13 protein-coding genes are annotated in these 20,578 nt (G+C 65.5%); 7 read left to right on the plus strand and 6 right to left on the minus strand.

What is annotated here, in order from left to right:
* Positions 1-542 precede the first annotated feature (542 nt).
* A complete protein-coding gene (locus DYE23_RS17590) occupies positions 543-2,195 on the plus strand; it encodes an alpha/beta hydrolase (protein ID WP_235660593.1) in 1,653 nt (550 codons plus the stop codon).
* Between the two features lie 407 nt (positions 2,196-2,602).
* On the opposite strand, the gene DYE23_RS17600 is transcribed toward DYE23_RS17590, so the two are convergent.
* Complete coding sequence (locus DYE23_RS17600) at positions 2,603-4,861, minus strand: heavy metal translocating P-type ATPase (RefSeq protein WP_115327774.1); 2,259 nt, start codon at positions 4,859-4,861, stop codon at positions 2,603-2,605.
* Positions 4,862-4,980: 119 nt separating this feature from the next.
* The gene (locus DYE23_RS17605; protein WP_115327775.1) at positions 4,981-5,250 is read right to left on the minus strand and encodes a heavy-metal-associated domain-containing protein; all 270 of its coding nucleotides are present in this window, start codon (positions 5,248-5,250) and stop codon (positions 4,981-4,983) included.
* Between the two features lie 349 nt (positions 5,251-5,599).
* Here DYE23_RS17605 and DYE23_RS17610 point away from each other — a divergent pair, with 349 nt between their 5' ends.
* The 3 genes from DYE23_RS17610 (at position 5,600) to DYE23_RS17620 (ending at position 11,313) form a co-directional block, all read left to right on the plus strand.
* Positions 5,600-8,068, plus strand: a complete 2,469-nt coding sequence (locus DYE23_RS17610; RefSeq protein WP_115327776.1) for a heavy metal translocating P-type ATPase — start codon at positions 5,600-5,602, stop codon at positions 8,066-8,068.
* A gap of 81 nt (positions 8,069-8,149) precedes the next feature.
* Positions 8,150-9,922, plus strand: coding sequence for an NUDIX domain-containing protein (locus tag DYE23_RS17615; RefSeq protein WP_115327777.1), 1,773 nt, complete (start codon positions 8,150-8,152; stop codon positions 9,920-9,922).
* A 182-nt stretch (positions 9,923-10,104) separates the two neighbouring features.
* The gene (locus DYE23_RS17620; RefSeq protein ID WP_435404805.1) at positions 10,105-11,313 is read left to right on the plus strand and encodes an IS701 family transposase; all 1,209 of its coding nucleotides are present in this window, start codon (positions 10,105-10,107) and stop codon (positions 11,311-11,313) included.
* Positions 11,314-11,672: 359 nt separating this feature from the next.
* Here the strand turns inward: DYE23_RS17620 and DYE23_RS17625 are convergent, their stop codons facing one another.
* A complete protein-coding gene (locus DYE23_RS17625; protein ID WP_115327778.1) occupies positions 11,673-12,887 on the minus strand; it encodes an IS110 family RNA-guided transposase in 1,215 nt (404 codons plus the stop codon).
* A gap of 161 nt (positions 12,888-13,048) precedes the next feature.
* Between DYE23_RS17625 and DYE23_RS17630 the strand changes: the two genes are divergently transcribed.
* The gene (locus DYE23_RS17630) at positions 13,049-13,318 is read left to right on the plus strand and encodes a hypothetical protein (RefSeq protein WP_115327779.1); all 270 of its coding nucleotides are present in this window, start codon (positions 13,049-13,051) and stop codon (positions 13,316-13,318) included.
* Positions 13,319-13,564: 246 nt separating this feature from the next.
* Here DYE23_RS17630 and DYE23_RS17635 read toward each other — a convergent pair whose 3' ends face one another.
* The 3 genes from DYE23_RS17635 to DYE23_RS17645 all read right to left on the minus strand — a co-directional run bounded on the left by DYE23_RS17635 (position 13,565) and on the right by DYE23_RS17645 (position 16,933).
* Positions 13,565-14,539 (minus strand): DMT family transporter, encoded by a 975-nt coding sequence (locus DYE23_RS17635; RefSeq protein ID WP_337442311.1) that lies wholly within the window; start codon positions 14,537-14,539, stop codon positions 13,565-13,567.
* 442 nt (positions 14,540-14,981) lie between these two features.
* Positions 14,982-15,245 carry an SHOCT domain-containing protein gene (locus tag DYE23_RS17640; RefSeq protein WP_115327781.1) on the minus strand — a complete coding sequence of 88 codons (264 nt, stop codon included), beginning with the start codon at positions 15,243-15,245 and terminating at the stop codon, positions 14,982-14,984.
* Between the two features lie 164 nt (positions 15,246-15,409).
* Positions 15,410-16,933 carry a multicopper oxidase family protein gene (locus tag DYE23_RS17645; RefSeq protein ID WP_115327782.1) on the minus strand — a complete coding sequence of 508 codons (1,524 nt, stop codon included), beginning with the start codon at positions 16,931-16,933 and terminating at the stop codon, positions 15,410-15,412.
* Positions 16,934-17,604: 671 nt separating this feature from the next.
* Between DYE23_RS17645 and DYE23_RS17655 the strand changes: the two genes are divergently transcribed.
* A complete protein-coding gene (locus DYE23_RS17655; RefSeq protein ID WP_115327784.1) occupies positions 17,605-18,828 on the plus strand; it encodes a L,D-transpeptidase in 1,224 nt (407 codons plus the stop codon).
* Between the two features lie 963 nt (positions 18,829-19,791).
* The gene (gene ripB / locus DYE23_RS17665) at positions 19,792-20,562 is read left to right on the plus strand and encodes an NlpC/P60 family peptidoglycan endopeptidase RipB (RefSeq protein WP_115327786.1); all 771 of its coding nucleotides are present in this window, start codon (positions 19,792-19,794) and stop codon (positions 20,560-20,562) included.
* Positions 20,563-20,578 lie beyond the last annotated feature (16 nt).

The following is a 20,578-nucleotide window of genomic DNA, read 5'->3' on the forward strand; positions in this document are numbered from 1 at the left end:
CTTCGCCGCCTGCCGCCACCATTTCCGCATTCGCCACAGCGTTCCTCATCGGTACGGCCATCCGGTGCGCCGCCCGGAGATACGCCGCATTGCACCTGGTCATTGCGAAGGGGGCAATCACGCTGATGCCACATCGTTTTAACCTTCGCGCTGATCGGGATCGGCGTCGCAATATCCATGATCGGTGCCCTTCAGCATGTAACCCACGACCAACACTCGCGATCAGCATCGTGAAACCCGGCAACCCCAAACAGGTGAAGAACACTGCCGTCCATCGGTGAAGCTGACCATCCAAAACTTGGTGGTCGTAGTCATGGCGATGGGATGGCCGGGAAAACCTGCATGCGGCCGCGGTGACGGTACCCGCTCGTCAGTGCCTGTATGGCGTTTGGCTATCGGGTTTTCGGATTGGCCCATCGCGGCCGCCCACCGGTTAGGGTCGGCGGGTGAGCGCTTCCCCGTGTCCCACTCCGGTGCAGTCGGAGGAATCAGCCAACGAACGGGGCTCTATCACGGTCGTCGGGTTGGATTTGTTCGGCTTGGTGTTCGCATTATTTTTCTTCGCGTGGAGTCTGAGTCCGTCGCTGCTGCCGAGGGATTGGTTGTTCCAGGGCATTATCAGCGGCGTCACGAGCGTGAGCGGCTACGGTGCCGGCCTGCTGCTCGCCTTCCCGCTACGCCGGTGGGTTGAGCCACTGGTGTTCTGGTGCACGCAACAACGCAGGTTCCAGGTTGTGGCTGACACCATCGGCATCGTGCTGGCGTTGTCGACGGTGGTCGCCACATTGCTCGTCGCCGGGAACTGGCAGCGAGATATCGACACACTCATGGGGATGCCGCCGATGGTCACCGTGGCGTATCTGCGCACCGGAGTTGTCAGCGTCGCGATCTTCGTCACCGTACCTGGGCTCTCCCGCGGGCTGCGGCGGGCGGCGCGTTGGATTGCGCGGCTGCTCAGCGAACGGCTCCGTGTGCCACCCGCTGTGGCGCATGCGTCCGCGCCGGTCGTGGTGGCCGTCGCCGTCGCGGCGGTCGTCAACGAAGTCATTTTGACCGGCAGTTCCGAAGCCGCCCGCCGCGTCTTCGGCGCGCAGAACAACGGCACGCAGCCCGGCGTTGTACAACCGTTCGAAGCCGAACGTTCCGGGAGCCCGGAATCCGCGTCGAGATGGGAGACGCTGGGTCTGCAGGGCCGGTCCTTCGTCGCCGGCGGCGTGGGACCCGCGGAACTCGCCAAAATCAACGGGGGCCGCGCGCAGGTGCCGGTCCGGGTCTACGCCGGCTTGGAGTCCGCGCCGGACACCGCGGCCCGGGTGAGGCTGATCCTCGACGAGCTTGACCGCACCAGAGCCTGGGATCGGCGGATCCTCGTCGTGGCGGGTGCCACCGGAACAGGCTGGATCAATCCTGTCGCCGCCGAGTCCATCGAGCTGATGTACAACGGAGATTCGGCCATCGCGGCGATGCAGTATTCATTTCTGCCCAGCTGGATCTCCTTCCTCGTCGACCGCTCCGCCGCGACGGCAGTAGGCGACGCGCTTATCACTGCCATTCACCAGCGGTGGTCGGAGATGCCCGAGGACAGACGTCCCCGGCTGGTCGTCTACGGCGAAAGCCTCGGATCTCAGTCCGCGGAGGCCGCCTACGGCGATCTGAGCGATCTGCGCCGATCGGTTGACGGAGCCCTGTTTGTGGGTCCACCGAACTCCAACCGCCTCTGGCGCGACGTTGAGGACCGACGCGACCCCGGCACTACGGAGGTGCTGCCCACCTACGCTGGAGGATTAGTCGTCAGGTTCGCGTCAAACAGGAACAATCTTGCTGTGCTGGGCACCAACTCGCCGCACGCGATCACCGAACCATGGCTTCAACCACGAGTGTTGTACCTGCAGCACGCATCCGACCCCATCGTGTGGTGGAGCCCCGAGCTGCTGTGGTCGCGGCCGGACTGGTTGGCCGAAGCGCCCGGCGATGACCGGATCGGCGCGATGCGGTGGTACCCCATCGTGACGTTCTGGCAGGTGACCGCCGATCTCACCCGTGCACAGTCCCAACCGCCCGGATATGGGCACAACTACGACGACCTGATTCCCTACGCGCTGGCCGCGGTTGCCGCGCCGCCAGGCTGGACCGCGGCAGACACTCAACGCGTGTCCCAGACGCTGGAGGCCGACGCACCGAACCGAAGCCGGTGAAAGCTTCGGCACTCCCGCGGGCTCAGCCGATCTGCTGACCTACGTGCGGACTACCGAGAGATCAGGCAGCCACCTGCGGTGAAAGCCAATCGCTCAGCGCGACCGCCATCTCCTGGATCACGCGGCCAACGAACCGAGCGGCCCCAGCGCCGAGACATGTCACGAACACAGTGCTTTTCGGCAGTCCGTCTCGTCCGGCTCGGAGGGCAAGCGTCAGCGGACCACGAGAACTGCGGAGAGGCCACCCACTACGTCCTTCACGGCCGCGGGCGCTTAGCAAGCCATGACACGCAGCGGGAGGCCATCACCGGCGATCTGCTGGAGCTGCCACCAGTCCGACAGCGACTTGAGGCCGTCACCGACGCAGCGGTACTCCTCACGGTCGCGAAGTCTCAGCGCCGCCTTGGTTATCGAGTAGGTGTGAATCGGCGGAGTCGCAAGCTGTTGCTCACGACGAATACCGAGCTGAAGGCCATCGCGGCGCCGGCGATCAACGGGTTGAGCAACCCGGCGGCCGCCAGCGGCAGTGCCGCCACGTTGTAGGCGAATGCCCAAAACAGGTTTCCTTTAATGGTGCGCAACGTGGCGCGGGCTAGCCGGATCGCGTCCGGGGCGGCGCGCAAATCACCGCGCACCAGGGTGAGGTCGGAGGCTTCGATCGCGACGTCGGTGCCGGTACCCATGGCCAAACCGAGGTCGGCTTGCGCCAGCGCGGCGGCATCGTTGACGCCGTCGCCGACCATCGCCACAACTCGGCCCTCGCGCTGCAATTTCTTGATGACGTCCACCTTCTCGGCGGGCAGGACCTCGGCGACGACCTCATCGATGCCAACCTCGTCGGCCACGCTGCGGGCGGCTCGGTAGTTGTCGCCGGTGAGGAGCACCGGGCGCAGACCGAGGCCGCGTAATTCACTGATCGCCGCCGCCGAGGTGGCCTTCACGGAGTCGGAGACGACGATCACCGCCCGGATCCGCCCGTCCCAGGCGATCCAGACGGGAGTGCGGCCCAGTGTCTCCGCCTCGTCGGCGGCCCGCTGTAGCGGTTCGGGCGCGCTGAGCGCCCACTGGTCGCGCAGCCAGCTATATCGCCCAGCTAGGACGGCGTGGCCGTCTACGGCACCTGAAACGCCTTGGCCGCCGTGGTTTTCAAAATTATCAACAGAGGGCAGCTCTCCCAGTGCAGCGGCGTGTGCGGCGATGGCTTGGCCGATCGGGTGTTCGGATGCATGCTCGATAGCGCCGGCCAGCCGCAGTGCCTGCACATCGGACTCACCTTCGGGCGAGTGCACCGAGGCGACGGCCATCCGACCGGTCGTGACGGTGCCGGTCTTGTCCAGAACGATCGAGTCGACTCGGCGAGTTGATTCGAGGATCTGCGGGCCCTTGATCAAAATCCCGAGTTGGGCTCCGCGTCCGGTGCCGACGAGCAACGCCGTCGGTGTAGCCAGCCCCAGCGCGCATGGGCACGCGATGATCAACACCGCGACGGCTGCGGTGAAGGCGGCGGTCACCGAGTTCCCCGTCAGCAGCCAGCCGGCCAAGGTGATAAGCGCAAGCCCAATCACGATGGGCACGAACACCGCCGAGACCCGGTCGGCGAGGCGCTGCACCTGCGCCTTGCCGTTCTGGGCGTCACTTACCAGCCGCGCCATCTGCGCCAGTTGGGTGTCGGCACCAACACGGGTCGCGCGCACGACGAGGCGCCCGCCGGCGTTGACGGTCGCGCCGATGACGTTGTCGCCTGGTTCGACCTCGACGGGCACGGGTTCCCCGGTAAGCATGGAGGCGTCAACCGCTGAGGTACCGGCGACGACAACGCCGTCAGTCGCGATCTTTTCACCGGGCCGTATGACGAACTGGTCTCCGACGGCGAGTTCGCTGATGGGGATGCGGGTTTCGCTCGATCCGCCGCGCAGCACCGCGACGTCTTTGACACCGAGGCCGAGCAGAGCGCGCAGCGCTGCACCGGATTGTCGCTTGGCACGGGCTTCGAAATACCGGCCGGCGAGGATGAAAGTGGTGACTGCCGACGCGACTTCGAGATAGATGTGGGGTTCGGCCTCGCCCGTCGTCAGCAGGTCGAACGTCATCTTCATGCCAGTCATGCCAGCGTGGGTGAAGAATAGCGCCCACAGTGACCACAGATAGGCGGCGACAACACCGACAGAGATCAGTGTGTCCATCGTGGCGGCGCCGTGGCGCAGGTTGGTCCACGCGGCGCGGTGAAATGGCAAGGCGCCCCAGACCACTACAGGTGAGGCCAAAGTCAGCGTCAACCATTGCCAGTTGTCGAATTGCAGCGCCGGGATCATTGAGAGCGCTACCACGGGCACCGTGAGCACCGAGGATACGAGAAGTCGCTGCCGCCAGGCGCCCGCCTCGTCAGGCTCCACGGACGTTACCTCGGCGGGTGCTGCTTGCTGCGGGCGGGCAAGGGTAGCGGTGTAGCCGGTCGCCTCGACGGCCGCGACGATGTCCTCGAGTTCCACCGTGTCGGCGAAGGAGGCCTTCGCTGTCTCGGTGGCGAAGTTGACTGTGGCGCTGACACCGTCCATCCGGTTGAGCTTCTTCTCAATCCGCGCAGCACACGAGGCGCAGGTCATCCCGCCGATCACCAGTTCTACATCGTGCTGGCGGTTCTCGGCTGACGTGACGTGGGTCGTCATGTTCAGAATGCCCTTTCCTCGAACATCGCGGATGATCCCTGCGCGTTCGGGCTCGCGTCAGGTTTGACGATCACACCGCCGAGAAGTTAACTCCGGCACCAGGTCGGCGGCGTCGTGACTTAACCGCAGCCGCAGCCGCAACCACCGCCAGCCAGCGGCAGCGACGTCGCGCCAACCAGCTCCGAATTCGGCACGACCACGTCATAGCCGGCTGTTGAGATTGCTTGGGCCACAGCCTGTTCCGATGCCGTGCCGCTGACGGTCACGGTGCCCATCGCCAGGTCGACCTCCACGTCCTGCGCTCCGGGCACCGAACTCACCGCAGCCTTCACCGTTGACACGCAGTGCCCGCACGTCATGCCCTGGACCTTGAACATGGTGACAGCCATTGTCTCCACCCTTTCTTCGAGGCGCTTCCGTGAGCACCGCCGTCCAGTATATACCCCTGCGGGGTATGAGTATCTAGGGCCTTTCGTCACCGGCGCGACGGCGCGAGCTCTCCGCGACGTGCCCTAACCAGTCGTCGCCGACTTCTTCATCGAATCTTCATCGGATCACTAACGAAGATGTAGCGGCGCGGCGCAGGCTTCGAGCGAATCGCTGAGCGAGGACAAAACGCGGATGAGCAGAACTGAGGAGCGATGATCCGCCGGTGCAATGCCAAAGTCGCTCAGGCTAAATCGGGTCGCCGGGATTGATTTCAGCCGTATTGCTTCACCATGAAAGGGCACAATAGCTATGACCCGAAGGATCGTTTTGAACGTGGGCGGCCTTAGCTGGGCAAGCTCGGCAGCAGTCGTCGAGGCCACCCTGCTACGCCGCCCAGGCGTCTTCGCGGTTGCGGCCAACGCCATCAACCAGACCGCCACGGTCACCTACGACCCCGCCCGGACGTCGGTCACCGAACTGTCGACCTGGGTGCGCGACTGCGGCTACCACTGCGCCGGCCGTTCGGTGCCCGATCACGTCTGCGACCCGATGTCGGAGCCAACGACTGGGGCAGCGACGGTCGAGAACGCGCCGCCCACCGCTGCCCCGGCGCAAGCCGCCGGGGACGCGATGCACGACGGGCACGCGGTACATGAGATGCCCGCCGAACACGAGATGCGCGCCGGGCGCTCGCCCCAGCAAATGATGGGCCACGGCGGCGGCCACGCCGAGATGTCAATGGACGCGATGGTCCGCGACATGCGTAACCGCTTCCTGGTGGCGCTGGTGTTGTCGGTCCCCATCACGTTGTGGTCGCCGATGGGTCGCGACATGTTCGGGTTCACGGCGCCAGCACCGTTCGGCCTGCGCGATGACGTGTTCACCCTGATTCTCAGTCTGCCGGTGGTGTTCTACTCGGCCTGGATCTTCTTCGACGGCGCCTACCGGGCGCTGAAGGCGCGGACCCTGGACATGATGGTGCTCGTCGCAGTCGCGGTGGGGGCGGGCTGGCTGTACAGCGTCGCAGTCACCCTCACCGGCGGCGGCGAGGTGTTCTATGAGGCCGCCACCGTGCTGACCGCATTCGTGTTGCTGGGGCACTGGTTCGAGATGCGCGCCCGCGGCGGCGCGAACGACGCCATCCGCACGCTGCTGCAACTGGCCCCGCCGATGGCGGAGGTGCTGCGCGATGGCGAACCGGTCGAGATTCCGACCGCGCAGGTAGTGGCAGGGGATCTGCTGCTCATTCGCCCTGGCGGGAAGATCCCGGTCGATGGCACGGTCGAAGACGGCATCTCTGAGGTGGATGAGTCGATGGTCACCGGGGAGAGCTTGCCGGTCACCAAAGAGCCCGGCTCCCAGGTGATCGGGGCCTCGATCAACACCACCGGCACGCTGCGGGTCCGAGCCACCAAGGTGGGCTCCGATACCGTGCTCGCCCAGATCGTCGCCATGGTCCAGGAAGCACAGAACTCCAAGGCCCCAGGACAGCGGCTCGCCGACCGCGCCGCCTTCTGGCTGGTGCTGGTCGCACTGATCGGCGGCACAGCGACATTCCTAGCGTGGTGGCTGTTCGGCGCAAGTGTGCAGACGGCGCTGCTGTTCGCGATCACCGTCGTCGTGATCACCTGCCCCGACGCGTTGGGGCTAGCCACCCCGACGGCAATCATGGTCGGCACCGGCCTGGGCGCAAAACGCGGCGTGCTGTTCAAAAATGCCACAGCGCTGGAAACCTCGGCGCGGATCGACACCGTGGTGATGGACAAGACCGGCACGCTGACCAAGGGCGAACCGGAGGTCACCGATGTCGTGACCGAGGGTATCGGCGAGGATGACCTGCTGGCTTTAGTCGCCGCGGTCGAACGCGAATCCGAACATCCCCTCGCCGGGGCGATCGTCCGCTACGCCGACGAGCGGCGAACTGCGCGGCTGCCGCTGAATGGCTTCCGCAACGTTCCCGGGCACGGCGCGACCGCCCAGGTCGACGGGCGCCGTGTCGCAGTCGGCAACCGCAAGCTCATGATCAGCGAGAACGTGGACTTAGGTGCGCTGAGCGCGCAACGAGACGAGCTGGCCTCGACCGGCCGGACCGCGGTGCTCGTCGCGGTCGACAGCCGCGGCGTCGGGGTTATTGCGCTGGCCGATGCCGCCCGGGAAACCTCAGCCGAGGCCGTCACCGCACTGCATGACCTGGGCGTCGAAGTAGTCATGCTCAGTGGCGACAACCAAGCCACAGCTGAACGCATAGGCGGACAGCTCGGCATCGACACCGTCATCGCCGAAGTGTTGCCCGGGGATAAAGCCACCAAGATCGCTGAGCTGCAGCGGGCTGGCAAGAAGGTCGCCATGGTCGGCGACGGCGTCAACGACGCCCCCGCCCTGGCGCAAGCCGACCTAGGCATCGCGATCGGCGCCGGCACCGACGTGGCGATCGAAACCGCAGACCTGGTGCTGATGCGTTCGGATCCGCTCGACGTGCCGGTCGCACTGCGGATCGGGCGGGGCACCCTGCACAAAATGCGGCAGAACCTGGGCTGGGCGGTCGGCTACAACGTTATCGCCCTGCCGATCGCCGCCGGTGTCTTCGAACCCTCACTGGGGCTAGTGCTTCGCCCCGAGATCGCTGCCCTGTCGATGTCGGGCTCCAGCCTCATCGTTGCGGTCAACGCGCTGATGCTCAAACGGCTCAAGCTGCCCGCCCCGCCGCAACCCCAACCGAGCCCACGGACTCCGGCGCCCGAACACATACCAACAGATCCACGCTCAGGGGCCCAGTAAGAGCGTCGCGCCGACACCTAGCATGACAGGAACCGAACGGCCCGCCATGGCCGACCCCGCACCGGCAGGAGCAGGCAACACATGAGCGCGGCAGCCTATCCCTGCTCGCCGTGCGTGGCGCCGCTGCAGTCCCCGGCTGAGCGGCTGGAGGCCTTGCGTGCAACCGTCCGAAACGAGCCTGATCCGCTGGTGACAGTCACCCACCTGCTTCACCTGTGTCGTGACGAGCACCGGGTGCTCTGGGAACAGGTGGGCAGCCCAAGCATCCGGGCAACAATCGAAAACGAGCTTGCTGCCCTGCGCACGCAAATCAGATCCCGCCCCGCTACGGCGACCCTGGACGCGTGGGTCCGTGAGGCTTTGGCCCAGGCGCTGCGACCCGTCGGTGGGGCCGCGCCAGTGGCGATCGCGCATGGACTCGCTCAGTTGCTCGATGAGCGCTACGGAGACTTCTTCACCGACTCATTCCGTCGGCGCAGCCCCTACCAGCCCGGGGTGGGTGACCCTGTTCCCCTCGGCGGTCCCGATATCCGCGCGGTGCTGGATATGCGACCCACCTCACCGCCGTGGCGGCTCGCGAACCGGCTCGATGAGACGCGCCGCGTCCGGCTGGCCGGCGGGTGGGCGACACAGTTCCGAATCGTGTTCGACTACAGCCTGTTCGACACCCTAAACGGCGTGATCACGGCCGACACCATCATTGCGACCTGCCACCCCAATCGGACTCTCACCGAATTCAATCTGCCCCCCGACACGACACAGCCCACCTATCCGGTGGCACCCGGAGATCTCGTCCAGCAACGCTGCCACCTCGAACGGCTCATCGGCCTCGCCGGCGACGCGGGTGCCTCCATCGTGGTGCTGCCCGAGCTGTGCCTCACCGAGGCGCTAGCCGCAGAGTTGCAGGACTGGGTCCGCCGCACCGACGGCCCCCGACTCTTGGTCGCCGGCAGCTACCACCACGCCGATGGTGTGCCGGTTCGGCGGCGCAACACCGCGATCACCTGGATTCGGGGACTTGACCGACCGTTGACCCACGACAAGCATTCGCCCGCCCAGCAGCCGATCCTGGAAGACATCCAGCCGCAGGGTTGGCCGGAAATACGGGTCTACGTCGGTGCCGACGGATGGCACCTGGTGATCGCGCTCTGCCGTGACCTGCTCAATCCAGAGGCGGTGCACACACTCGCAGAAATCGGGGCGAACCTGGTGCTGGTGCCGGCGATGAGCGAGAGCCTGGCGCCCTTCACCGGCCAAATCGCGCACCTGGTCAGTTCCGGACAGGCCCTCGTTGCCCTGGCCAACAACCCCGCCGACTGGGCAGGCACGGGTGCCGAGCCGCCGCACCGTGCAGCCCGCGCGCTGTTCGGCCATCCCGGGCTGGGCCAGCAAACCCGCTTAGTGTCCTCGCCAGACGCCGCTCCTGGGGTGGCGACGCTGAGCGTGCGCTCGGGGATGATTGACTGGATCAGTGCACACTGCCCGGACGCGCCCGCCCCGGCGTCCGCGGACCAATCACTCGTCCCTCTCCCGGGGTGGGCCGCCCGGCTCGCGGCCAACGTGCGCCGCTACCGGCAGCCCGAACAACAGCCGCCCGAGCCGGTTACTCTGCGGCGGGCCGCGGTGCTCGTGCTACTCACCGACGGAGCTACTGGCCCCACCGTGCTACTCACCGAACGTGCCGCCGATTTGCGCGACTACCCTGGCCGTCTGGTATTCCCTGGCGGCGTAAGCGACCCACAGGACACCAACGCGGTGTCTACCGCCTTGCGCGAAACCCGCGAGGAGGTCGGGCTGGACCCCGGCAGCGTCCAGATCCTCGGGGTCCTGCCCGCCCTAGTACTACAGCCGTAGATCGTTGCTCGTCGGCGTGTTTGCCTTGCTGGATTGGGTGACCGCGGCATCGTTCGGAGTTTGTGAGAACTAACGATGATGCCGCGGTCGCCGCGGCTTACAGGGTAGACGTTGATCGGTGGCGAAGTGGCTTTGATGAGGTGCTGGATCGGGTCGCGTCACGGTTCGCTCGGTGCGAGCCGCTGCGCAACGCCGGCGCGTTGATGCTCGGGTTGGTCTGTGACATTGACCGTAAGAACTGTTGGACGCTGGCCGAGCGTTGCGGCCACAGCAGCCCGGACCGGATGCAGCATCTGCTGGCGCGGGCGAAGTGGGACGCCGAGGGAGTGCGTGATGATCTTCGCGCCTACGTGGTCGACCACCTCGGCGATGACGAGGCGATCCTGATCGTCGATGAGACTGGAGACGTGAAGAAGGGCACTCATACCGTCGGGACTCAGCGCCAGTACACCGGTACCGCGGGCAGGATCGAAAACGCCCAAGTCGCTGTGTATTTGGCCTATGCGGGGCCCAACAGTCACGCACTGGTGGACCGCGAGCTATACCTGCCGAAGTCGTGGATCGACGACTCGGAACGCCGTCAGTGCGCCGGGGTGCCCACCGATGTCGAGTTCGCCACCAAACCTGCGCTGGCCGAGCGGATGATCACTCGTGCTGTGGCCGCCGGAGTCCCTGCGCGATGGGCCACCGGCGACGAGGTCTACGGCGCCGACCCCGACCTGCGCGCCGCGATCGCCGCCCAGGGGCTGGGCTATGTGCTGGCCGTCGGGTCCAATCGCACCGTCACCACCAGTACGGGCAGCCAGCGAGTAGACGAGCTTGCCCGGTCTCTGCCGCGGCGGGCCTGGCGGCGCGTCAGCGCCGGAACCGGCGCCAAGGGCCAACGCTGGTACTCCTGGACGTTGGTCGAAATCACCGACGCCGAGCCCGGCCACCATCACCTGCTGGTGCGCCGCAACGACAAGACCGCTGAATTGGCCTATTACCGCTGCTACAGCCCCAATCCGGTCACCCTGGCCGACTACGTACGGGTCGCCGGGCGGCGCTGGAAGGTCGAGGAATCGTTTCAAGCCGGCAAGGGCCTGGCCGGGCTCGACGAGCACCAGGTACGGACCTGGACCTCTTGGCACCGCTGGGTCACCCTATCCATGCTTGCCCATGCCTTCCTCGTCGTCACGACCGCCGCTCAACGGCGCAGCGACGAACCCGACGACCAGACCGGCCAGACACTGATCACGTTGACAGTCAATGAATTCCGCAGACTCTTCATCGCCCTGGTATTGCAGCCGCTACACGCGGTTGCCGACGTCCTCGCCTGGTCCACCTGGCGGCGACGACATCAAACGAGAGCCCGCACCTACCATTACCGCAAACAACATCAACAACAATGAACGCTATCTACGGCTGTAGTACTAGCTGGCTGTAGGGCGAGTCAAGGGTGTTGAAGGTCGTAGTGGGCCTACGTCCCGAGGCGGGGCGTGATTTCGTGCGGTCGGTGGTGCTGCTGGGTTGGGGGCGGGTGCCTGGCGCCCACGCTGACGTATGCAACCTCGGTGGGTTATCTGGCGTGGTTCGGGCTGCCGTAAAGGCGAAGGGCCGGGTGCCAAGCTAGCCTCGGCGTGACCCGGTGGGTCCGCCATAGCGGATACGGCATCTGATCCGGCCCTTCGTCCCGTCCTCTTAGCGTGGCACTTACCGACAGGGGTTGTGAAGGGTCTGATTCGGTCCTTTCGCGGTGGGTGTCAGGGGTTCAGGCCCAGCGGGTCGGTTCGTAGGTGGCGTGGTCGCGAACCAGTGCATGAGCGATGCGGTTGGCACGATGAGCCAACGCGCAGGCGACGACGCCGCCGGGCTTGCCGCGGTCCTTTAGCCCGTGGGCGTAGGTCTTGGCTGCCGGTTCACTGAGCCACAGGCCCATGCCGAGGTCGATCAGGGCGCGGCGCAGCGCCACGCTGCCTTCACGGCTGATGCCGCCATCGCGGCGCTTGTGCGCCGATTCGTACTGCATCGGAGACAGCCCCGACGCACGATAGATTTGCCGCGGTCCCGGCCACCGCTTCGGGTCACCAAGGGCAGCAGCGTAATTGGATACCCGCACCACGCCCCAGCCCGGCACCGAGGTCAACGTCGCGTAGGGGCTGCGCGGTAGCAGCTCTCCCAGTGCGGCCTCCGCGGATTGGATTTGGTCGTCGAGGTCGGCCAGCAAGTTCATGTCGGCGGCCAGGATCTGGCGGGCGATCATCGCGTCGCGGGTCGGCAGTGCATCGCGGGCCGCAGCGACCAAACGCTCCGCGACCGGACGACGCAGCTGCAGATCCCGGGTCGCGGCGAACCGGATCAGCCGGCTGACTCCGAGCCCTGCCAGACGGGCCGGGTCGGAGAATTCGGCGGCGACCAGCCGGCCGATCCTGGTGGCCAGCACGTCGGGCAGCGCCAGGGTCAGTCCGGGAAACGCCCGATCCAATTGACCGAGCAACTGGTTCTTCGTCGCACTGCGCGTGGCCACTCGTCGGCTCCGATGCGCAGCCCAAGCACTGAGTTCGCCGATCACGACATCACGGTCGACGACCGAGCAACCGTGTCCACTCAGCACGAGTTCGGTGATCGCCTCCAAGTCGATGACGTCGGTCTTGATCCGTCGCCGGCCCTGCACTCGGCGTTGCTCGGCGACATGAGCGGGATTGAGTTCCACCACTTCCCACCCCTCGGGCCACCGATGGTCGAGCACTGGTCGGTGATAATGGCCGGCAGCCTCCACGGCGACCTTGACCTGCCCCGACGCAGGCACCGCGGCCATCACGCGAGTCGTCGCAGCGATCAAACCCGACCGGTTCATCGCGAACTCCGACGGCGTGAGCAATCGATGTCGAGCCGCGTCGGTCACCGAAAACACTGCAGAAGTCTTGCCGACATCGACGGCAACGACGATGGTGGACGACGTGACTGGAGCTCCATGCACAGACACAACAAACACCTCCGGGGTGTGTCAGGAGGTCCACGTGCGTCAACACACGGACCCCGAAAGGAATCAGTTACAGATCCCTTCCTGACACCTCCGGAGGCATTTGAGAAGGACCAACTCGATCTATATCAGCCGAACCCGCGGGCGGGTTTCTAATCACCGCGGTGTTCGGCTGGTCGGACCGGCCCGCCTACACCCGGCCGGTCAACCTGGCCGAGGTGGCGTCTGTGCACGAGGTGACGCTGCACCAACTCGCCGCTCGCTTCGGGGCCGCAGAGTTGCCGCGCGGCCGCGACGCCGAGCACGACCCGCACAGTCCTGATCTGAGCGCCCTGGGACCGATTACCACAATCGTGATCGACCTGCTGCTCGCCCTGCTGACCGAGCACACAGGAGCAGGGCGCCCGGACAACACCACCAGAGGCACGCCCTAACCAACCCCACCCGGCCCCGTGCTGACCTGCCCGACGCTGCGACGCTGTCAGGGGTCGGCGCGCGCATTAAGGTCAAACCTGGGGACTTGTCCGGCGAAACAGGGACCGCCGACCACGAAGAATCCTGCACCTGCTTGGCTCTTCCGAAGAGCCGATCCCGCAGAAGCTTGAATGTTCGCGGAGACATTGCCTCCCGTAGAGCGCATGGGTCCCGGCCGACGTCCGCAACGCGGGCTTACGCACCGGTCATAGGACCCGCCCCCGGGATGTCGGTGGTTGGCCATTCGGAGCCGGAACCGTTTGGCTCGCTGCGCGGTTGGCGTGAGTCACTACCGCCAGCGCGGCCAGCACGACCGCATTGCCCAGGCCCTCAACGAGGGTGGGACGTTCTCCGAGCAGTACCGCCCCCAGGACAATGCCGACAACTGGTACCAACAAAGTCCAGGCGGTGACCGAGGTCAGCGTGGCGCGCTGCAATTCGGTGAACCACAGCAGGTAAGGCAGCGCGGTCGTTGCTAGCCCCAACACGGCCAGCACAGCCACGAAGCGCACACTCCAGGTGATGGCGGTCGGCGGTCCATCGATCAGCAGAGCGGTCAGCGCCAGGACGGCGCCGCCGAGCAGAAACTGTCCGGCACCCAACGCGAGCAAGTCCACACCAGACAACCGGCGCGCGAGCAACGCTCCGGTGGTGATGCCGACCGCGGCGGCCAGGGCCAGAGTGGCCCCACGACCGCCGCCCGCCGGGGCCGCGACCAGAAGCAGCCCACCAAACCCCAACGCGATGCCGACGCTCACCGCGACCCCGGGCCGTTCGCCGTAGAGCCACCACGCTGGCAGTACCACCAGCAGGGGTGTCGAGTTGCTCAGCACTGCCGCGACCCCGGTCGTGGCACCGGTGACACTGGCGAACATTGCCGCGAACGCGACAGCGACATTGGTCAGCGCTAGCACCACAATCAACGCCCACGCGCCGCCGCCTCGGGGAAGCCGTCTGCCAGCGTGTCCACTGAGTACGGTGGCCGCCAACAGCGCCAGCCCGGCAACCAAGGCCCGCAGCGCGGCGAACCACAGCAGCGGCGCATCCCGCATCCCTACCACGACCAGCACAAAGCACGAACCCCATGCCAGCGCAATCACCAACATCCGCAACGGACGTGCCGGCCGGGGCGCGGTGGCACCTGCAGAATCGCCTTCGGGGTCAGGCCATGAGTTAGGCATTAGTGGCACTCGAAAACTGTCGGTGCCCGTATCCGCTGGGCGCACCCGCGATGGCAGCAGGCCGGCGATGCCCTGTCATCCAGTACCTCGCGGGTGAAGCCGGTGTGTAGGAACCCTCGCCACCACAAATGAAGTGAGGAACCCACTAGCCCCAATGATAAACTCGCCCAACGTTATCGAGTTTGATATTAAGGAGATTCGCCGCGGTCGCGGCAACCGGTGGAGTACACAGAATGTCGTGGTTCTCGGCAGCCAGTGTGGATACCGGCGTGACGTCATGGCGATCATATGTGTCCAATGCATTTCCCTGAATGGGGATAGCGCAAGGCTGAAGGCACTGCACCTAATCGCACACCCTCAGCCGTGTTGCGCAACTGACTCCACCCCCAATGCCGTTGGCGCAGAACTTACCCCGCCGATGAACGACAGGTCATGACGTCGGTCACCGGCGATCACCTTCGCGCAGTACCGCCAGCCGTTCGCGGTATTGCGTTTCGTCGATCTCGCCGCTGGCGAATCTCGCTGACAGCAGTTGTTCGGGTGTGGGCGCGTCACCGCGTGGTGCTTGCGTGTCTTGCGGGCGGCCCGAGGTGAATCGGATCAGAGCGACAATGCCGACGATGATGAGGACCCAGACCAGCACCATCCCGATGCCCATCCCGGCGTATCCCCACCACCCCATATTGTGGTCGTACCAAAACATCATGTCCGTTCCTCCTTTTCACTGAGCCATGGCCGATGCGGCCATAGTCTGCCGATTAGGCAAGGCGCCCCGACAGAGTCGAGTGCACTGCGTTTCGGGGCCTTTGGGCCTCAATGTGGTGGCATCGCGCGTGATGACGCCAGCCGTACATTCAGCGCCCGGCGCACTTAGGTCGTGTAGTTCAGGCTCGTCATCATGCCGGCTTCCTGGTGATAGGTGTTGTGGCAGTGCAGCATCCAGATTCCGGGATTGTCGGCGACGAGGGCCACCGTCATCTTCTGCATCGGCAAGACGATGACGGTGTCCTTGCGTGGCCCGGGGCTGCCATCGGGCTTGATCACCTGGAAGGTGTGGCCATGTAGGTGCATGGGATGCCACATCATCGTGGTGTTGGTGAATGTCACCGTCGCATGCTGGGCCTGACGTACAGTTAGCGGAACGGTGTCACCGAACGGTCGGCCGTTGATCATCCAGTCGTAGGTTGCCATGCTGCCTGAAAGTTGGGCCGCCAGCGTGGTATCGGTCTTGACTGAATCCAGGACGACCTGCGGGGCCGCTGTGAACATCTCCACCGCGCCCACCCGGCGCTGCAGTTCGGGCGGCCTGAATTCCGGACCGGGTGCGGTGCCCGCACCGGTCGACAGCAAGGCTCGCGCTACAGCGTTCTTCCCCTCAGCTGACGCCACAAGCGGGAACACCCCGTCACCGGCGGTGACGAGCACGTCGTAGCGCTCGCCCATGCCGACCAACAGCGCGTCCACGTCGGTCGGCACGACGGGGAAGCCGTCGGTATGGGTGACGGTCATCTGATGCCCGGCCAGGGCCACCCGGAATGCGGTGTCGGAGCCGGCGTTGATGATTCGGACCCGGACCCGCTGCCCGGGCCGAGCGGTGAAAACGGTCGGCGCCGTGGATATCCGGCCGTTCGCCAGATAATAGGGGTAACTGATGTCCCCGGCGTCTCCTCCGAGCAGTGCGCTGGTGCCGACCCCGCCCACCCCCGGAACCTTTGACATTCCCGGCATCCCCTCCATTCCGGGCATTCCACTATCTGCGGCCGCCCCCGACGCAGGCCGCAGCGCGTCGTAGAGCTGCGCGGGACTGGTGCCGATGCCGTCGGTCCAGTCGTCGAGCACGACGATCCACTCGGCGTCATGGCTGCCCGACTCGGTCGGATCGTCGATGACGACCGGCAGATAGAGCCCATAGTCGGCGTCGAGGCCGGTATGGGGGTGTGCCCAATAGGTGCCAGGGTGCGGCGAGGAGAACCGGTAGGTGAAGTTCGACGATGGCTCGATGTTCGGTGTCGCCGGAGCCGCGCCGTCCATGTCGTTGCGCAACGCAAGGCCGTGCCAGTGCACCGAGGACGGGTGGTCCAGGCCGTTGGTCACGGTAATCGCCAGCTCGTCTCCCACGTTGGCGCGAATCAGCGGACCGGGGACGCTATGGTTGTACGCCAACGTGCGGACCACAGTTCCGCCCAGGTCGATCTCCGCGGGGCCGGGTGATAGTGCGGCGGTCACGGTGCGTCCGGTGTGTGGCCGCGCAGCCTCGGCGGCGGCGATCGGGTTGGTGGCCGTCGTCTCCCCGGTCGGCTTTGCGCAGCCGGCCAACGCGGCGGTGCCTGCGACTGTGACGGCGATGAACGTGCGCCTAGTCAGCATCGTCGTGCCGATGTGCTGACCCGTCATCGTCGTCGCGGCGGGCGAGTGGTTCTACCGCCCAACAAGCCGGCAGTCTCGGCGGCTCTGGGCGTGCACTGGACCTCTGGCGCGTCGGTGTCCTGGTGAGGCTGCGATCTGGTCTTTCCGAGCTCCGCGACGACGATTCCCCAGAACGCGAGCAGCATCACGACGACAATCAGGCAACCACCCCAGGCGCCGGTTTCGTTCCACCACGTCATGGTGGCTCACCTCCTTTCCCGTTCCACACTGATGCGGTCGAGTAGCGGATCGACGATTGTTCTATGAAGATTCGCTCAAGAGCCACGCAGTGGGTCCCCGGGTTCGTTGAGAGCGGCACGATGAAGCCGTGGACGAGTATCGGGCCACCAAGCCCCTGAGGGCTGTCGAGCGTTGGTGGTCAACGATGACGTGCCGTTGACCTGAGCCCGTGGCGAGGTATCTGAGGCGCGCCCGACGCTCGATGTCCGCCTCGCGCCGCTCGTGACGGCGGCCACCTTTACCGAATCTTCATCGAAGGACTAGGAAAGCCAAACCGCCGCACATGATCCTTGAAGGAGTCCCGCGGCGGCGCGCATCCCGGCGGCGCGGTGCCGAACCCCGCGGGCGCGCACGCTGACGTGCCACCGCCCTAACGTGGCGACGACCCCGCGAGCGACGTGATACGGAGAGACGTTCTGATGCCGCAACCAATTTGGCCCGTAGCTTTCCCCTCCTCCGCGAGGTGGGTGCGGACGACCGTCGTCGCCGCGGCGACGCTGCTGATCGTGTCTGCCTGCTCGGTGTCCCCCACCGCGGCACCTGCGCCCGAAGTAATCACCGACAAGGGCACCCCCTACGCCGACCTGTTGGTACCCGAACTTCAAGCATCCGTCACCGATGGAGCCATCGGTGTTGCCGTCGACTCTCCAGTGACCGTGAGCGCCGGAGACGGAGTTCTTGGGCAGGTTTCGCTCACCAACGAAGCTGGCGACCTGGTGGACGGGCAACTGAGCCCGGACGGTGTCTCCTGGTCATCAGCTGAGCCGCTGGGCTACAACAAGCAGTACACGCTGCACGCCGAAGCGCAGGGGCTAGGCGGAACGACAAGCACCAGCGCAACATTCGAAACCCATTCTCCGGACAACCTGACGATGCCCTACGTGCTGCCCAATAACGGTGAAACCGTGGGTATCGGCCAACCCATCGCGATACGTTTCGACGAGCCCATCATGAATCGCGTCGTCGCCCAGCAAGCCATTACGGTCACCACCAGCCCACCCGTTGAGGGCGCCTTCTACTGGCTGAGTAATCGCGAGGTTCGCTGGCGTCCCGCCGAATACTGGGAGCCCGGAACGAACGTTGAGGTGTCGGTGAAGGCTTACGGTGTCGACTTCGGTGACGGGCTATTCGGCCAGGATGACGTCACCACGCGCTTCACAATAGGCGACCAAATCATTGCCACCGCCGATGACGCCACCAAGACGATGACCGTGCGGCGCAACGGTGAAGTCGTCAAGACCATGCCCATCTCCATGGGCAAAGCCAAAACGCCCACCGACAACGGCGCCTACATCATCGGAGACCGCTACTCATTCCTGGTGATGGATTCGTCCACGTACGGAGTACCCGTCAACTCGCCCGACGGGTACCGCACCGAAGTCGAATGGGCCACACAAATGTCATACAGCGGCATCTACGTGCACTCTGCCCCATGGTCGGTGGGTAGCCAAGGCATCGCCAACGTCAGCCACGGATGCCTGAACGTCAACCCAGCCAATGCACGCTGGTTCTACGACAACACCCGACGCGGCGACATCGTTGAAGTCATCAACACGACTGGCGCCACCCTGTCAGGAACCGACGGCCTCGGCGACTGGAACATCCCCTGGGAGCAATGGAAGGCCGGAAATGCCAACCTCTAGCAACGGCAGTTCTGACACCGAGCCGATATGCCTCGGCTGCCCTACATCGCTGAAACCCGTTCCCCGCAGTGCATTCGGGGTCTCGCTCCTAGGCGCGCTGCAGTACGTGCGTGCCGGCCGTCACTAAAGCCCAACCTCCTCGGCGTAGCGCGCCGCCATCGATTTGCAGGGTTCGCCAACGCGCGCCAAGCGTATTGAGCGAAGCTAGATGTATGCGTGTGGAACTTCTCACGAGCCCGGGGTGTCCGAATGCGGCGGCGGCTCGGCGCTTGGTCGGGGACTGTCTGTCTGAAGTTGGTATCGCTAAAGATGCCGTCGTTGAAAGGGTCGGCGAATATCCATCGCCGTCGGTGCTCGTTGATGGTGTGGACGTCATGATGCCGGGCACTGAGCTGACAGCTGATGCGTGCCGATTGGATCTTCCGACCAGGGGTCGCGTGCTGGCGGCGCTTCGGAGCGCGATGCCGTTGACCTGATCGCAGCTACCCGCTCCCCTGCCGACGCCTCCTGACGGCGGGACATGATCCTGTTGCGCGCCGAATTCAGCTGGCTGCCGTGATTTCTTGCGGGTGTGAGCCAGCCGGCAGGGCCAACTCCCCGGATCGGCAACCTCGGCACGGGAATGATGCGAATCGCCGCAAACTGCTCCATCCGTCCTCCACCTCTGACTCCCTCCGTCGCCACAAAATTTCGATGGATCAACAGAGGACTGGGCCGATCAAACCACCACGAACTCACCGGCCAGTCGGCGGTGGGGCCCGGCTGCCGCTTTCCCCTCTCTAACTGACCGAATCCAGCGAATTCCACCATTGTAATTATGTGGCTGCTGTTACTGGTGGGGCTTTTGTGAGTTACGCTTTTCTACGTAGGAGCTACGTATTTCGGTGCTGCGCCGTACGTATGCGATCAGCCCCGCTGTTGGTGCGCGAAGTAGCTCACCGCCGGGAGCACCAAGGAGAAGACATGGGATTACACGTCCGGAGCAAGGGTGCGGCAATCGCCCGCGCTGACCGCTGCGACCCGGCAATCCTTCTTGCGGGACGCGTTCGACGGCTCCCCGGTGTGATCGCCATCGTCGTCCTGCTATTCCTCGCGTGCGCACCGGTCGCGTCGGCCCAACCTGCCGCCGGCCCGTGGGACCCACTGCTTCCGAAAATGCCGAGCGCAGGCGCTCCCGGCGATCCGGTTGCCATCGCGAACGCATCCCTGCAGGCAACGGCCATGGCGACGCAGGCGGCCATGAGCATGGGCCGCAGCTTCCTTAGCAGCCTGGGAATTGTCAGTCCCGCCGCGGATCCGTCGACGAGCGTGCGCGGAAACCGGGTCAATGGTGCGCAAGCGATCGAGTACGTGATTCGCAGGGCGGGAACGCAAATCGGTGTTCCCTACTCGTGGGGTGGCGGAAGCCTCACCGGTCCCAGCCGCGGTGTCGACCAGGGAGCAGGCACCGTGGGCTTTGACTGCTCAGGCCTGACGCGGTTCGCGTTCGCCGGCGTCGGTGTTCTGCTCCCGCGATGGTCCGGTGACCAGTACGACGCCGGCCGCAAGGTGCCGCCCTCCCAGGCGAAGCGGGGCGACCTGCTGTTCTGGGGGCCGGGCGGGAGTCAGCACGAAGCCATCTATTTGGGCGGCGGGCAGATGCTCGAGGCACAGCAGACCGGCGTGCCAATCAAAATCTCCCCGGTGCGCACGTCAGGGATGACGCCTTACGTCGTTCGCATCATCGAAAGCTGACTGCTCGGCGCAACCT

This window comes from Mycolicibacterium gilvum (assembly GCF_900454025.1).
GTDB classification, from domain to species: Bacteria; Actinomycetota; Actinomycetes; order Mycobacteriales; family Mycobacteriaceae; genus Mycobacterium; species Mycobacterium gilvum.

Coding starts and splice junctions, on each gene's coding strand:
- DYE23_RS17605 (WP_115327775.1), bottom strand. CDS start 5,250: ATGGCTGTCACCATGTTCAAGGTCCAGGGCATGACGTGCGGGCACTGC.
- DYE23_RS17610 (WP_115327776.1), top strand. CDS start 5,600: ATGACCCGAAGGATCGTTTTGAACGTGGGCGGCCTTAGCTGGGCAAGC.
- DYE23_RS17655 (WP_115327784.1), top strand. CDS start 17,605: ATGCCGCAACCAATTTGGCCCGTAGCTTTCCCCTCCTCCGCGAGGTGG.
- ripB (WP_115327786.1), top strand. CDS start 19,792: ATGGGATTACACGTCCGGAGCAAGGGTGCGGCAATCGCCCGCGCTGAC.
- DYE23_RS17640 (WP_115327781.1), bottom strand. CDS start 15,245: ATGATGTTTTGGTACGACCACAATATGGGGTGGTGGGGATACGCCGGG.
- DYE23_RS17645 (WP_115327782.1), bottom strand. CDS start 16,933: ATGACGGGTCAGCACATCGGCACGACGATGCTGACTAGGCGCACGTTC.
- DYE23_RS17600 (WP_115327774.1), bottom strand. CDS start 4,861: ATGACGACCCACGTCACGTCAGCCGAGAACCGCCAGCACGATGTAGAA.
- DYE23_RS17635 (WP_337442311.1), bottom strand. CDS start 14,539: ATGCCTAACTCATGGCCTGACCCCGAAGGCGATTCTGCAGGTGCCACC.
- DYE23_RS17615 (WP_115327777.1), top strand. CDS start 8,150: ATGAGCGCGGCAGCCTATCCCTGCTCGCCGTGCGTGGCGCCGCTGCAG.